10 protein-coding genes are annotated in these 13,932 nt (G+C 64.8%); 1 reads left to right on the forward strand and 9 read right to left on the reverse strand.

What is annotated here, in order from left to right:
• Window positions 1-14: 14 nt before the first annotated feature.
• Entirely contained in the window at window positions 15-953 is a 939-nt protein-coding gene (locus tag UB43_RS12235; RefSeq protein ID WP_045211058.1) for a LysR substrate-binding domain-containing protein, read from the reverse strand.
• Between the two features lie 53 nt (window positions 954-1,006).
• Window positions 1,007-2,173, reverse strand: coding sequence for a hypothetical protein (locus UB43_RS12240; RefSeq protein WP_156160407.1), 1,167 nt, complete (start codon window positions 2,171-2,173; stop codon window positions 1,007-1,009).
• A 236-nt stretch (window positions 2,174-2,409) separates the two neighbouring features.
• Here UB43_RS12240 and UB43_RS12245 point away from each other — a divergent pair, with 236 nt between their 5' ends.
• A complete protein-coding gene (locus UB43_RS12245; RefSeq protein WP_045211063.1) occupies window positions 2,410-3,285 on the forward strand; it encodes a LysR substrate-binding domain-containing protein in 876 nt (291 codons plus the stop codon).
• Window positions 3,286-3,382: 97 nt separating this feature from the next.
• Here the strand turns inward: UB43_RS12245 and UB43_RS12250 are convergent, their stop codons facing one another.
• From UB43_RS12250 to UB43_RS12280, 7 genes are all read right to left on the reverse strand, one after another.
• Window positions 3,383-4,807, reverse strand: coding sequence for an efflux transporter outer membrane subunit (locus tag UB43_RS12250; RefSeq protein ID WP_045211066.1), 1,425 nt, complete (start codon window positions 4,805-4,807; stop codon window positions 3,383-3,385).
• Window positions 4,807-7,977 carry an efflux RND transporter permease subunit gene (locus UB43_RS12255; protein ID WP_045211069.1) on the reverse strand — a complete coding sequence of 1,057 codons (3,171 nt, stop codon included), beginning with the start codon at window positions 7,975-7,977 and terminating at the stop codon, window positions 4,807-4,809. The genes UB43_RS12250 and UB43_RS12255 overlap by 1 nt, the downstream gene beginning before the upstream one ends.
• A gap of 10 nt (window positions 7,978-7,987) precedes the next feature.
• Window positions 7,988-9,148: an efflux RND transporter periplasmic adaptor subunit gene (locus UB43_RS12260; RefSeq protein ID WP_045211072.1), complete on the reverse strand. Its 1,161-nt coding sequence runs from the start codon at window positions 9,146-9,148 to the stop codon at window positions 7,988-7,990.
• Between the two features lie 204 nt (window positions 9,149-9,352).
• Window positions 9,353-9,712, reverse strand: a complete 360-nt coding sequence (locus tag UB43_RS28815; RefSeq protein WP_052969533.1) for a hypothetical protein — start codon at window positions 9,710-9,712, stop codon at window positions 9,353-9,355.
• Window positions 9,713-9,994: 282 nt separating this feature from the next.
• A complete protein-coding gene (locus UB43_RS12270; protein WP_045211075.1) occupies window positions 9,995-11,356 on the reverse strand; it encodes an MFS transporter in 1,362 nt (453 codons plus the stop codon).
• Between the two features lie 99 nt (window positions 11,357-11,455).
• The gene (locus UB43_RS12275; protein WP_045211077.1) at window positions 11,456-12,895 is read right to left on the reverse strand and encodes an NAD-dependent succinate-semialdehyde dehydrogenase; all 1,440 of its coding nucleotides are present in this window, start codon (window positions 12,893-12,895) and stop codon (window positions 11,456-11,458) included.
• Window positions 12,892-13,926: an aldo/keto reductase gene (locus UB43_RS12280; RefSeq protein WP_045211080.1), complete on the reverse strand. Its 1,035-nt coding sequence runs from the start codon at window positions 13,924-13,926 to the stop codon at window positions 12,892-12,894. The genes UB43_RS12275 and UB43_RS12280 overlap by 4 nt, the downstream gene beginning before the upstream one ends.
• Window positions 13,927-13,932 lie beyond the last annotated feature (6 nt).

Consider the following 13,932-nt stretch of genomic DNA (forward strand, 5'->3'; position numbering starts at 1 on the left):
AGCGACAGGAATCTTCAGGAAAGATTGACGATGGAACCCGGTCCCGCCAGGTTGCGCTCGGCGGTCCAGACCTCCTGCTGCAACCATTCGTGGAAACGCTGCACGTGGGGCGGCAGGTCCTGTTCCGGACGGCTGACCCACCAGTAGGACTGGTGTCCCTGCACTTCGACGTCGAGCATCTGCACCAGCTGCCCCGCCGCCAGTTCGCGGGCGACCATCTGCCGGTCGGCGATGGTAATGCCCAGGCCATCGGTGGCCGCGCGGATGGCCATGTCCAGCAGGTCGAATTCGTAGCCGCCGTGCAGGTCGACGCCCTGGATCTTCGCGGCGTCCAGCCAGTGGCGCCAGGTGAGGAAGCGCTGGTCGTCGCGCGCCAGCACATGCAGCAGGGTCATGCTGCGCAGATCGATGTCCTGCTCCTCGCGCTGGGCCAGCAGACCGGGAGAACACACCGCGATGTGCCGCTCGTGCATCAGCAGCGAGCTGTCCAGCCCTTCCCATTCACCGTTGCCAAAACGAATGGCGCAATCGAGCGTACTGCTCTGCGCCAGGCTGTCCTGCAGGTTGGTGGTGAGGCTGACTTCCAGGTCGGGGTGCGCCTCGCGCAGGCGCGACAGGCGCGGCAGCAACCAGCGCAGGGCAAAGGTGGGCGGCGCGTTGACCCGCAGTCGGTTGAGGTGATGGCGCTGCTGGATGCCGCGCACCGTCAGCTCGATGCGGTCGAACGAGAGTTGCAACGCGCGCAGCAGCACACGCCCGGCCTCGGTCAGTTCCAGGTGGTGATGCCGGCGCACCAGCAGGCTTTCCCCCAGCTGTTCCTCCAGCTGGCGAACCTGTCGGCTGACCGCGCTCTGGGTCACGTTGAGCAACTCGGCGGCACGGGTAAAACTGCCCGTGCTGCCGGCCACTTCGAAGGCTTTCAGCGCATTGAGCGCCGGAATCTTGCGTTTCACCCACCCTTCCCTGCCCGCCGGCCGCCGCCGCGCGGGCTTCGTCTGCACGCTGATCAGAAGTAATAGCCGATGTTGGCGTACAGCTGGTTCTCCCAGTGGTCGGTGCCGCCTTCGGCCAGGCTCTGGGTGTAGTTGCTGCCGCCAATGTACGGATCGTTGCGACCGTTGAGCCATTCCACGGCGATGTACACCGACTTCACCGAGAAGGAGGTGCCGAGGATGAATCGTTCGGAAGTCTTGAAGTCATCGGCGGACTTGTCGAAGGCGCTGTAGTTGCCGTAGACCTTCACGCCGCTTACCCAGCCATCCAGGAAAGTTCCGGGGATGCTGTAGCTCAAGTCGCCAACATATAGGTTACCGCGACTCGCGACGTTGAATGTACCGTCGTACCCACCGAATGTGACTACTTCGTCGCTGCCAGTATTCCTTGGCGACATCTGCTGGCGGGCGGCTTGCAACTGCACGCCCCAGGGGCCGTTCTGCCCGGCGTAGTGGATCGCGTAGGCATTGCGGCGACCCTTGTCGTCGGTGTCCTGGTTCTCCAGCCGTGAGGTCAGTGCGGAGAAGCCCACCTCGGATTTCCAATCGCCCAGCTGCAGCGAGCGCGCCAGGCGACCGACCAGGATTTGCCGCTCCTTGTTGCGCGAGCCGTCGCCGACATAACCGTCCGCCGAAGTCACCACGGTGGAATAGGTGGTGCCGTTGCTGGTGCCGTTGCCCTCCCAGGCTGGGCGGCTATAGGCGCCGACCTGCAGGTTCCAGTCACCCTGTTGCTGGATGTACTTCACGCCGACGTCGTTGACGTCTTCCAGGCCGATGACGTTGCCCAGGGTCTCGTAGAAGGTGCTGCCGAACAATGGCTGCAGGCCGAAGGGAATCTGGTTCAGGCCGACCTGGATCTGCCGGTCCGGATCGAAGCGGTAGCCGATCCAGGCGTACTCGGCGAAGTTCACGTCACCGAAGTGCTGGGTGTACTGGTAGGGATAATCCTTGCCATACCAGCGGTAGCGTGCGGCGCCGATCCAGGTGTCGGAGGTGTAGGTGACGCGCAGCATCGCGGTATCGATGCCGAACTTCTCGATATCGCGGTCCGGGTCGTGATCCCAGCGCGCGCGTACGGCGCCGCCGATATCGAGGTGGTCGGTCACCGGGACGGCAAAGGCCGCAGGGCTGGCAGCGAACAGGGCGGGAAGCAGGAGAAAAGCGGAGCGAAAACGCAGGTGGGAAATGGCCACGTTGGAAAGCCTCGGCAGGTTTCTTGTCGTTATGAAATGTCGCCAACAGCGGTGGGCTCCCGTCCGTAGGCGCGGGGCGAAACTAGCCGCAGCCGGAGCTGCGCCACAAACGACTAAATCGCAGTCAGAACCCGAGAAAAACGCATATTCCGAAGGCGTCGCCATCGCTAGAATCAGCGAAAAAAGCCCACGCCCCGAGCGTACTTCCGGATGGCCCCGCCATGCGCAACCTGCCGCCCCTGACCATGCTCCGCGTCTTCGAAGAAGTGGCCCACCATCGCAGTTTCAATCGTGCGGCCGATGCATTGAACGTCACCCAGGGAGCTGTCAGCCGGCAGATCAAGCAGTTGGAGGAATACCTCGGAATAAGCCTTTTCCTACGAACCCCCCGCGGCCTGACACTCACCGAAGCCGGCAGCGCCCTCGCCCCGCACCTGAGCGATGCCTTCGATCAGATGGAGCGCGCCCTGCAGGCCGTGCGCGTGCCCAACCTGCGCCAGCGCCTGCGCATCCTCGCGCCACCGACCTGGGGTACACGCTGGCTGTCACCGCGTCTGCGCAGCTTTCTCAAGCGCTATCCGGACATCAGCCTGAGCATCCACAACCAGCAGGGTGACGACAGCGCCGGCGAACTGGATTGCCGCATCCGCTTCGGCCTGGAGCAGGCCACCCACTGCCACAGCGAGTTGCTGGTGATGGAGCGCCACATCGCCGTGGCGAGCCCGGAGCTGTTCGACGCTGAACAACCGCCGGAACTGCATGACCACCCACTGCTGCACATCCTGCACGAAGGCAAGCGCCTGCGGGTCTGGGAAAACTGGCTGGAGGCGGTCGGCCGCAGCGACGTCGATGCCGCCAGCGGCATCGAGTTCAGCACCCTGGACCAGGTCATCCACACGGCCCTCGCCGGGGGCGGGCTGGCGGTGATCGACCGGCAGATGATCGAAAGGGAGCTGGCCAGCGGCAGCCTGTTGCCGATCACTCCGGTCGAGGTGATCGGTCCCTACGGCTACTGGCTGGATATCGCCACCGACAAGCTGGGCCTGTCGAAGGTGGAGCGCTTTCAACATTGGCTGAATGTGGAGCGCAATCCGTGAGAGGGCTTTTGCGCGCTTGAGAAGCCGGGCCCTGACTCACGGAAGTCAGGACCTGGCCCAGGCTGGAGAATGCTGCTGACCTGTATTCCGAGTCCGGTCAACGCTTCACAACCGGCGTGAAGAACAGCGATGCGTCGGACCTCACATCGCCACCGACAGTCCGATACAACACATTGAAGGCGTTCAGCGCGGCCAGTCGACTGTTCACTGCCTGCAACTGCCCATCGAAGAGTTTCTCCTCGGCAGTGGTGACATCCAGGTAGGTCGAATATCCCCCTTCGTACAAGCGACGCGCCTGTAGCGAGTAAGTTTGCAAAGCGATGACCTGCTGCTCGACTGCAGCCAGCTGCGCCGCCGTCTCCCGAGTGCCCACCAGCGCGTCGTTCACGTCGGCCAGCGCCGACTGCACCGCGCCCTTGTAGGCGAGAACCGACTGCTGGTACTCGGACTTTGCCTGGAGCACTTGCCCGGAAACTGCGCCCGCATCGAACAGCGTCTGGTTCAAGCCGAGCGCCAGGTTCCAGACCTTCGATGCACTCTCGAACAATTGCCCGCTCTCGCCCCGACTGAATCCGATCATCCCCGACAGGTTCAGGTCCGGCAGGTACAGTGCCTGCGCCGCGCCGACCATCGCATTGCTGGCGACAACGGCCTGCTCGGCCTGCAGCAGGTCAGGGCGGCGCGACAACAAGGTGGCCGGCAGGACATCCGGGACCTTCGGCGCGCGCAGGGCGGACAGGCGCTCGTTGCGCACGATAGGGCCCGGGTTTCGGCCGAGCAGCACCGACAGCGAGTTTTCCGCCGAGCTGATTTTCGCTCTCAAGGGCGGAATCGCCGCTTGGGTCGCCCAGTAGTCGTTCTGTGCCTGGCTGAGCTCGATCTGGCGGATCACGCCTCGGTCATAGCGCTTCTGGAAGATGTCCAGGGCGTCCTTGCGCGCCTGCGCCGTCTGCTCGGCGATGGCGAGCTGTTCGTCCAGCGCCAGCAGGTTGAGGTAGCCCTCGCTGATCGAGCTGGCGAGGCTCAGCGCCACGCCGCGCTGGGCATACTGCGCACCAAGCAATTGCGCGCTCGCGGCCTCGCTCTGGCGACGCAGCTTGCCCCAGAGGTCGATCTCCCAGGCGGCGCTCAGGCCGGCCTGGTACTGGTTGCTCGTCCCGTCGAACCCGGCCAGCGGCGTATCGACGAACTGGTCACTCAGCGCACGCTGGGCTCCGGCCCCCAACCCCAGCTGCGGGAACAAGCCCGCCCGTACCGTGCGCAACTGCCCTCGGAACTGCTCGATGCGCGTGGTGGCGCGTTGCAGGTCGAGATTGTTCGCCAGCCCCTCCCTGACCAGCGTCGGCAGGGTGGGAGAGCCGAACTGCCCCCACCACGGGCCATCGACCTGGGATGCGCTGGTATTCAGATGCGCCCTGTAGGCCGCCGGCATGGCAACCTCGGGGCGTTGATAGTCGGGGCCGATCATGCAGCCGGCAAGGGCAGAGACTGCCAACCCCAGCATGAGTTTTCTGGCAATCATCAGTGCGCCTCCTGGCGAGTGTCGCCACCGGGCGTCGCTGACGCGGTCACGGAGCCCCGGGACTTTTGCCGCCGCCGTTCGCCGAGGCGTTCGACGATGCAGGAGAACAGCGGCACAAATACCAGCGCCAGGCTGGTGGCCGCGAGCATGCCGCCGATGATGCCGGTACCGATGGAGTGCCGGGAATTGGCCCCCGCGCCGCTGGCAATGGCCAGTGGCACGGCGCCGAAGATGAAGGCCAGGGACGTCATGATGATCGGCCGCAGGCGCAACTCGACCGCCTTGAGCACGGCGTCCAGCGGCGACAGCCCGGCCTGGCGCTGCAGGATGACGAACTCGACGATCAGGATCGCGTTCTTCGCCGCCAGCCCCACCAGGGTGACCAGGCCGATCTGGAAGTACACGTCGTTGGAGATGCCGCGCAGCCAGATCGCCAACAGCGCCCCGAAGATGCCGAAGGGCACCGCGCTGAGCACGGTCAGAGGCAGCGACCAGGACTCGTACTGGGCCGCCAGGATCAGGAAGACCATGATGATGCCGAAGGCGAACACCAGCACCGTGGTATTGCCCGCCTTGTTCTCCTCGAAGGCCTCGCCACTCCAGGCAAAGCTGTAGCCCGGCGGCAGCTCCTGCAGGGCCAGTTCCTGCATCGCCCTGATGGCGTCGCCGGAGCTGTAGCCGGGGCCGGCGTTGCCGGTGATCTTCGCCGCGGGGAAGTTGTTGAAGCGCGTCACCAGGCTCGGCCCGGAGGTGAACTCGGTCTTCACCAGGGCGGACAGCGGGATCATCTTGCCGTCCTTCTGCCGTACGTAGAGATAGCCCAGGTCCGTCGGCGAACTGCGGTATTGCGCATCCCCCTGCACGACCACCTGCCACACCCGGCTGCCCAGCACGTACTGGCTGACGTAGGCCGAACCGAACTGGGTTTGCAACGCGCCATACACATCGGCCATCGGCACGCCCAGCGTCTCCGCCTTGGCATTGTCCACCGAGACGCGCATCTGCCGGGTCGAGGCCTGGAAGGTGCTGATCAGGCCGGACAGGTCCGGCCGCTTGGCGGCGGCGCCGATGAGTTTCCAGGTGGCGGCCTGGAGCTCCTTCGCATCGCCATTGCCGCGGTTCTCCACCCAGAATTCGAAGCCGCCCTGGGTGCCCAGGCCGGGAATCGAAGGCGGGTTGATGGGGATGATGCGGGCCTGGGGAATGGTCGCCAGCTTGGGGTACAGGGCCCGGATGATGCCATCGGCCGACATCGCGTCGCCCTTGCGCTGCTCCGAAGGCTTCAGGTTGAGGAACACCGTGCCCATGTTGGTCTGATTCTGACCATCGATGAAGCTGTAGCCGGAAATCACCGACGCGTCCTGCACGGCCGGGTGCTCGCGGAACATCGCCGCGACCTGTTCGGTAGTCGCCTCGGTGCGATCCAGGCTTGCCGAGTCAGGCATCATCACGGCAACCAGCAGGTAACCCTGGTCTTCCTCGGGCACGAAGCTGGTGGGAATCTTCGAGAACAGCGCGGCGATACCCAGCAGCATGACGGCGAACAGCACCAGCGCCACCACCGTGCGCCGTACGACCAGCGAAATCAGGTCGACGAAGCCGTGGGTCATCCTGTCGAAGGCCCGGTTGAACCACTCGAAGCCCTTCCAGCGCGCATGCTGGCCCGGCTTGAGGATCAGCGAGGCGAGCGCTGGCGACAACGACAGGGCGACGAAGCCGGAGATGATCACCGAGCAGGCGATGGTCAGGGCGAACTGGCGATACAGCAGGCCGGTAGTCCCACTGACGAAGGCCACGGGGATGAATACCGCGCAGAGCACCAGCACAATGGCGATCACCGGGCCGGTCACCTCCTCCATCGCCTTCACGGTGGCGTCGTGGGCGCTCAGGTGGAACGACTCCATGTTCCGCTCGACGTTCTCCACCACCACGATGGCGTCGTCCACCACGATGCCGATGGCCAGGACGAGGGCAAAGAGGGTCAGCAGGTTGATCGAGAAGCCCAGCGCCAGCAGTGCGCCAAAGGTGCCGATCACCGCGACGACTACCGCGACCACCGGAATCAGGGTGCTGCGCACGCTCTGCAGGAAGATGAATACCACCAGCACCACCAGGGCGATGGCGATCAGCAGCGTGACCACCACCTCATGGATCGAGGAGCGGACGAACTCGGTGGTATCCAGGGAGACGGCATAGCCGATGCCCCGGGGGAAAGTGGTGGACATGTCTGCCAGCGCGGTGCGGACGTTCTTCGACACTTCCAGGGCATTGGAGCCAGCCTGCTGGTAGACCGCGATCATGGTCGCCGTCTTGCCGTTGAGCGAGGAGCGCATGCTGTACTGGTTGAGGCCGATCTCGGCACTGGCCACGTCGCCCAGGCGAACGATGGCGGTGCCATTGGCGTCGGCGCGCAGGATGATCTGCTCGAACTCCTTGGCAGACTTCATGCGCCCCGGCGTGACCAGCGGATAGGTCAGTTCCATCTTCCCCCGGGACGGCGCCTGGCCGATGTTGCCGGCACCGAACTGCTGGTTCTGCTGGCTGACCGCGTTCTGCACGTCGCTCGCGGTGATACCCAGCTCCGCCATGCGGTCCGGCTTGAGCCAGATGCGCAACGCGAGGTCAGCGTCGCCCATGATCTGTGCCTGGTTGGCGCCCTGGATGCGCTTGATCGCGTCCAGTACATAGAGGTTGGCGTAGTTGCCCACGTACTGCTGGTCGAAGCTTCCGTCCGGCGAGTAGATCGCCAGCAGCATGAGGAAACTGGAGGAGCGCTTCTGCACGTTCACGCCGTTCTGCTGCACGGACTGCGGAAGCTGCGCCAGCGCCTGGCTGACGCGGTTCTGCACCTGGACCTGGGCGATGTCCGGGTCGGTGCCGATGTCGAAGTACACGTTCAGGGTCATCTGCCCGGTGGGTGAACTGACCGACTGCATGTAGAGCATCCTGTCGACACCGTTGACCTGGGTCTCGATGGGCGCCGCCACGGTGGAAGCGATGGTCTGCGAGTCGGCACCCGGATAGGTCGCCGTCACGGTGATCTGGATGGGAGTGATGTCCGGGTACTGCGCCACCGGCAGGGCGAAGATGGAAACGCCGCCGGCGATGATGATGATCAGCGACAGCACCATCGCGAAGATGGGCCGTTCGATACAGAAACGGGAAAGCATGACGGTCGCCTCACTCTGCCTTCGGGGCCGCTGGGCCGAAACTGCCGGCCGGAGCGTCGCCGACGATCTTCAGGGGGGCTCCGGGCATGAGCTTTCCGGCGCCATCGACCACCACCTGCTCGCCGCCCTTGAGCCCCGTTTCGACCCGCCAGAACTCGCCGGACGGCTCGGCCATCTGCACCGGGCGCTCCTCGGCCTTGTCGCCGTTGACCACATAGACGAAGTCGCCCTTGGGCCCGTGCATGACGGCTCGCTGCGGCAGTTGAATGGCATTGGCGTAATTCGCTCCCTTCAGGGTGATGCGCACGAACTGCCCGGGGCGCAGGTCGCCCTTGGGGTTGGCGAAGTCGGCGCGGACCATGAAGGTGCCGGTCTGCTGGTTGAAGGTGGAAGACGCGAAGCTCACCACGCCGGTTGCCGGGTAGCGCGAGCCGTCCGACATTAGCAAGCCCGCCTCGAGACGGCCATCGGCCGGCAGCACCAGGCGGCCGCTTTCGCGCAGGTCGCGGATAGCGAGGAACTGCTCCTCGCTCACGCTCAGCACCACGCGCATCGGGTCCAGCGTGGACACCGAGGTCAGCAAGCTGTTGCTGGTGTTGACGTAAGTCCCGTCGTTGACGTGGGCGTAGTCGCTGATGCCATCGACCGGGGAACGCACGTAGGTGTAGGAGAGGTTCAGCTCCTGCGTCCTGACCTGGGCCAGCGCCGCCTCCATGGAGGCCTCGGCGGACTTGGCCGTACCGATGGCATCATCGCGATCCTTCGGACTCAGCGCCTTTTCTGCGGCCAACGGCAGCACGCGGTCCAGGTTGGCCTTGGCGCGTTCGTAACTGGCCTTCCGTGCGGCATATTCCGCCCTTGCCGAATCGAGCTGCGCCTGGAACGGCGCGTGGTCGATCTCGAAGAGCAGGTCGCCGGCCTTCACCACACTGCCTTCGTTGTAGTTGCGTTTGAGCAGGAAGCCATCGACCCGTGCATGGATGTCCACCGCCTGCGGGCTCTGGGTCTGGCCGACGAAGGTCATGCTCGCCGGCAGGTTGGCCAGCTTCGCCACAGTGGTCGTGACAGCGACCGGGGCGACCCCGGCGGGCGGCTTTTCTGCCCGGTCACAGGCGGTCAGGAATACGGTCGCGAGTAGCACTGCATAGGGGCACAAAGGAGTCAGGCGCATAGTCCATCCACAGCGATTGCCCGAAGGCCAGGGAGCGGGAAAAGGGAGTTCCCACCAGGGTGGGAACTCCGCGATGGCATCAGTTGGTGGCCGTGGCCGCCAGGGCCGGCGCAGCGATCAGGAACAGAGTCTCGAGTGCTTGCATGGGGAACTCTCCTTGGGCTCGGTTTCCTGTGGACGGAACAGGTAGGCGGAACGGCTGCATCACTCAGCCAGGCGCGCGGTATCACTGACCGCGGTGCAGCTGTCGGGCGTCAGGCAGAAGGCGATGTACACCGCCTGCCGACCACAGCCGCGGGCGCCGATGGTGTATTCGGTTCGGTTGTTGGCGTAGGCGAACTGGGTGACCTTGCTCGACAGCACCGTGGCGGTGGCGTCCGGGCAGTCGAGTTCGAAGCGCGCACGGGACAAGGCGGTGTTGATTGCAGCGTTCTGGTTCTGCGCAATGAACTGCTGGTCGGTATTGCAGCCGCTCAGGGAGGCTGCACAGGCCAGCAAGGCGAAGGCGGGAAACAACAGCCGGCCATTCGGGAGGCTGGCGGCAACGGCGAGGCGCAGGTGCATGGCGACTCCTTGCTGAAGAGTGATCGCCTGGGACCTTTGCACCGTTGAACGAGCATTGGGGACGGCAATCCGAGGCAGGGACCACTACCTTAGTCGCCATCCGGAGCACTGAAAGCGGGGTAGAAATAGATACGGATGGTCCCCCTGCCAGTTGCGCCGAATTCCTACATAAGTGACACAGATGTCTGAGGAAATGCCCGACAGAGCACCGATTTAGAGCCTACAAACGAACGGGCGTACCGGTCTCCCGGTACGCCCGTTCGTTCAGCTCGCAGGGAGATATCAGGCCAGTTGAGCGGACTTTTCCGACGCCTCGCCAGGTGCCGCTCCTGACTCGGCGCGGCAGGCGTTAGTCAGCGTCAGATCCTTGGTCTCCGGGGCCCAGGCGATGGAGATGATCGCCCCCAGCAACAGAATGCCGGCGAGGATCGCCATGGTCGGATTGAGGCCGATGCCCGCCACGCTGACCGGCAGCAGGAAGGTGCTCAGTGCCGAGCCCAGGCGGCTGGCTGCCGTGGCCAGGCCGATGCCGCCGGCGCGCACTTCGGTGGGGAAGCTCTCCGCCGGGTAGACGCCGACCAGGTTGCTCACCGCCGATAGCACCAGGGTGAACAGGCCGAAGCACGCCACCATCAGCCAGGCCAGGCTACCGGGCAGCAGAACCAGCAGGAACAGCGAGGCGGCAAGGATCAGGAAGGAGTTGATCAGGAAGCCGCGACGGCTGAACTTGATGGTGCACCAGATGCCCAGCAGCGCACCGACGATCAGCAACGCGTTGAGCATCATCTCGGTGCCGAAACCTTCGGCCAGGCCCATCTTCTGCAGGATCGACGGCAGGAAGGTATAGATGGCGAAGTACGGCATGACGATGCAGATGAAGAACAGGCAGTTGAACGCGGTGCGCTTGCGGTACTCGCGGCTGAACAGCGCCTTGTAGCCACTGTGCTTGCGGTTGATGACTTCCTCGTCGATCTCCACGTTGGCGCCCAGGTGCTTGTGCACGATGGCGCGCGCTTCCTCGATCCGGCCCTTGTAGACCAGCCAGCGCGGCGACTCCGGCGTGCCGATGCGGGCGATCAGGATCATCGCGGCGGGGATCGCCGAGGACGCCAGCATCCAGCGCCAGGCATCGTCGCCCAATGGCAGCATGGCGGTGCCGACGAAGGTGGCGGCGACGTAGCCGAAGGTCCAGATCACGCTGAACGAACCCAGCAGCACGCCACGGTGCTTGCGCGGGGAGAATTCGGCGAGCATCGCATGGCCGACGCTGAAGTCGCCGCCCAGGCCGATGCCGATCAGCACCCGGCAGAGGAACAGCTGCATCGCGGATTCGACGTAGAACTGCATCACCGAGGCAATGGTGATCAGCACGAAGCTGATGAGGAAGATCTTCTGCCGGCCGAGGTGGTCGGAAATCCAGCCGAAGAACAGGCTGCCCATGAACAGGCCGAGCAGCGCGGAGCTGCCGATCAGGCCCTGCCAGAACGGCGTCAGCGCCATCTGCGGGTTGATCAGGGTGAAGGCGATGCCGATGAGACCGAGGATGTAGCCATCGGTGAAGTGGGCGCCGAAGGTGAGGCCGGCGATCTTGATGTGGAACCTGCCGATGGGCAGGTCATCGATTTTGACTGTTTGACCCGACATGATCGTCTCCGACTTTTTGTTATTGGAAACACAGCGAGGTAGGGCCGCCGCGCCATGAACAACGGCGCGGCGGCTGTGGCAGAACTCCTTGGTGGGTCGTCAGGCGGACAGGCCGCCCATGAGCAGGTACTTGATCTCCACGTAGTCCTCGATGCCGTACTTCGAACCTTCGCGGCCCAGGCCCGACTCCTTGATGCCGCCAAAGGGCGCGACTTCGGTGGAAATGATGCCTTCGTTGATGCCGACCATGCCGGCCTCCAGCCCTTCGGCCATGCGCCAGACGCGGCCGATATCGCGGCTGTAGAAATAGGCGGAGAGTCCGTAGGGCGTATCGTTCGCCAGACTCAGGACTTCAGATTCGTCGCGGAAGCGGAAACAGGCAGCGACAGGACCGAAGGTTTCCTCACTGGCGATCAGCATTTTCGGACTCGCCTCGGCCAGCACCGTCGGCTCGTAGAAGGTGCCGCCCAGCGCATGGCGCCGGCCGCCGCACATCAATCTGGCGCCATTCTCCAGCGCATCGCCGACGTGCTGCTCGACCTTGGCCAGCGCTGCTTCGTTGATCAGCGGACCCTGCTCGGTCTCGCCTTCCAGCGCGTTGCCCACACGCATGACGCGCACGGCGTCGGTGAGGCGTGAGACGAAGGCGTCGTAGACGCCGTCCTGGATATAGAAGCGGTTCACGCACACGCAGGTCTGCCCGGTGTTGCGGAACTTCGAGGCCATGGCGCCACGAACGGCGGCCTCGATATCGGCGTCGTCGAAGACGATGAAGGGTGCGTTGCCGCCCAGCTCCAGCGAGACCTTTTTCAGCGTCTCCGCCGCCTGGCGCATCAGCAGCTTGCCGGTGCGGGTCGAGCCGGTGAAGGACAGTTTACGCACCGCGCCGGACGCCTGGATCGCCCCACCAATGGCAGGCGCGTCACCGGAGACGATGTTGAACACGCCCGGTGGAATGCCCGCCTCTTCCGCCAGCACCGCGAGGGCGAAGGCGGACAGCGGCGTTTCTTCCGAAGGCTTGAGGATCATGGTGCAGCCGGCCGCCAGCGCCGGGCCGACCTTGCGGGTGACCATCGCCAGCGGGAAATTCCACGGCGTGATCGCCGCGACCACGCCGATGGCCTGCTTGATCACCACGATGCGCGCATCGCCCTTGTGCGAGGGAATCACATCGCCATAGACGCGCTTGGCTTCCTCGGCGAACCATTCCAGGAAGCTCGCCGCGTAGGCGACTTCGCCCTTGGCCTCGGCCAGCGGCTTGCCCTGCTCGGTGCTGAGCAGGCGCGCCAGGTCGTCCTGGCGCTGCAGCATCAGTTCACCCCAGCGGCGAATGCGCGCGCTGCGCTCCTTGGCGGTCAGGGCGCGCCAGGCCGGCAGCGCACGTTCGGCCGCAGCGATGGCGGCGTCGGTTTCCTCGGCGCCACCCCGGGCTACGTCGACGATCAGCGCGCCGGTGGCCGGGTTGCGCACCGGGTAGGTCGCGCCACCCGTTACCCATTTGCCGTCGATGTAGTGGCCGGCTTTCAGCAGCGCGCTCATGCCACCGCCTCCGTCAGCGCAAAGGCTTCGCGCATGGGGCGGGCGGCACGCAGGATGCGCTTGCCGGCGGTGTAGTCGTTGATCACGTCGCAGGGCGTGTAGTTGCGCTCCAGCTCGTGGATTTCCTCGTCATCCAGGCGGGTCTCCAGCGCGGCCAGGGCGCTGTCGAACTGCGCGGTGGTGTCGGCGCCCACCAGCATGCAATCCACGCCGGAATGCTGCAGCACCCAGGCCTGGGCGATCTGCGCATTGGATACTCCGCGACGCTGCGCGACGCGCTGCACGGAGCGGGCGATCTCGAAGGAAGCCTCGTCGGCATACATCTGCTGGGTGAAGAAGTCGGTCTGGTTGCGCGTGGAGCTCACGTCGCCGGTCAGCAGGCCGCGCGCCAGCGGGCTGAACACCGAAACACCGAGGCCCTGGTCGCGGCAGAACGGGATCATCTCGCGCTCTTCCTCGCGGTAGGCGCAGTTGAGCTGCAGCTGCATGTTGATCGGCTTGACCCAGCCGTTGCGCTCACAGGCCATGAGGATCTTCGCCAGCTGGCCGGTGAGCATGGTGGACACGCCGATGTAGCGGGCCTTGCCGGCGCGGACGATATCGTTCAGCGCCCCCATCACTTCTTCCACCGGCGTGTTCACGTCGTAGAAGTGCAGCATGTAGATGTCGACGTAATCCATGCCCATGCGCTTCAGGGAGGCGTCGATGCCGTCCATGATGTGCTTGCGCGAATGACCGCTGGCGTTGATGCCCGGACGGGTGCCGTAGCCCACCTTGGTGGTGATCACCACATCCTCGCGGCGCACCAGGCGCTTGAGGATGCGGCAGACGACTTCCTCGCCGACGCCGGCGGAATAGAAGTCGGCGAGGTCGATGAAGTTCACGCCGGCATCCAGCGCGTGCTTCACGATCGGCTCGCTCTTCTGCTCATCGAAGATCCACGGCTTCCAGTCCGGGGTACCCATGTTCATGGTGCCCAGGCACAGCTTGGAAACCTGCAGGCCGGAGTTGCCGAGACGGATGTATTGCATGGCGCT

Source organism: Pseudomonas sp. 21 (genome assembly GCF_000955805.1).
Taxonomy (GTDB): Bacteria; Pseudomonadota; Gammaproteobacteria; order Pseudomonadales; family Pseudomonadaceae; genus Pseudomonas.

What these genes read in the sequence shown, in the direction of transcription:
- UB43_RS12245 (WP_045211063.1), top strand. Translation starts at nt 2,410, where the DNA reads ATGCGCAACCTGCCGCCCCTGACCATGCTCCGCGTCTTCGAAGAAGTG.
- UB43_RS12255 (WP_045211069.1), bottom strand. Translation starts at nt 7,977, where the DNA reads ATGCTTTCCCGTTTCTGTATCGAACGGCCCATCTTCGCGATGGTGCTG.
- UB43_RS12275 (WP_045211077.1), bottom strand. Translation starts at nt 12,895, where the DNA reads ATGAGCGCGCTGCTGAAAGCCGGCCACTACATCGACGGCAAATGGGTA.
- UB43_RS12270 (WP_045211075.1), bottom strand. Translation starts at nt 11,356, where the DNA reads ATGTCGGGTCAAACAGTCAAAATCGATGACCTGCCCATCGGCAGGTTC.
- UB43_RS12280 (WP_045211080.1), bottom strand. Translation starts at nt 13,926, where the DNA reads ATGCAATACATCCGTCTCGGCAACTCCGGCCTGCAGGTTTCCAAGCTG.
- UB43_RS28815 (WP_052969533.1), bottom strand. Translation starts at nt 9,712, where the DNA reads ATGCACCTGCGCCTCGCCGTTGCCGCCAGCCTCCCGAATGGCCGGCTG.
- UB43_RS12260 (WP_045211072.1), bottom strand. Translation starts at nt 9,148, where the DNA reads ATGCGCCTGACTCCTTTGTGCCCCTATGCAGTGCTACTCGCGACCGTA.
- UB43_RS12250 (WP_045211066.1), bottom strand. Translation starts at nt 4,807, where the DNA reads ATGATTGCCAGAAAACTCATGCTGGGGTTGGCAGTCTCTGCCCTTGCC.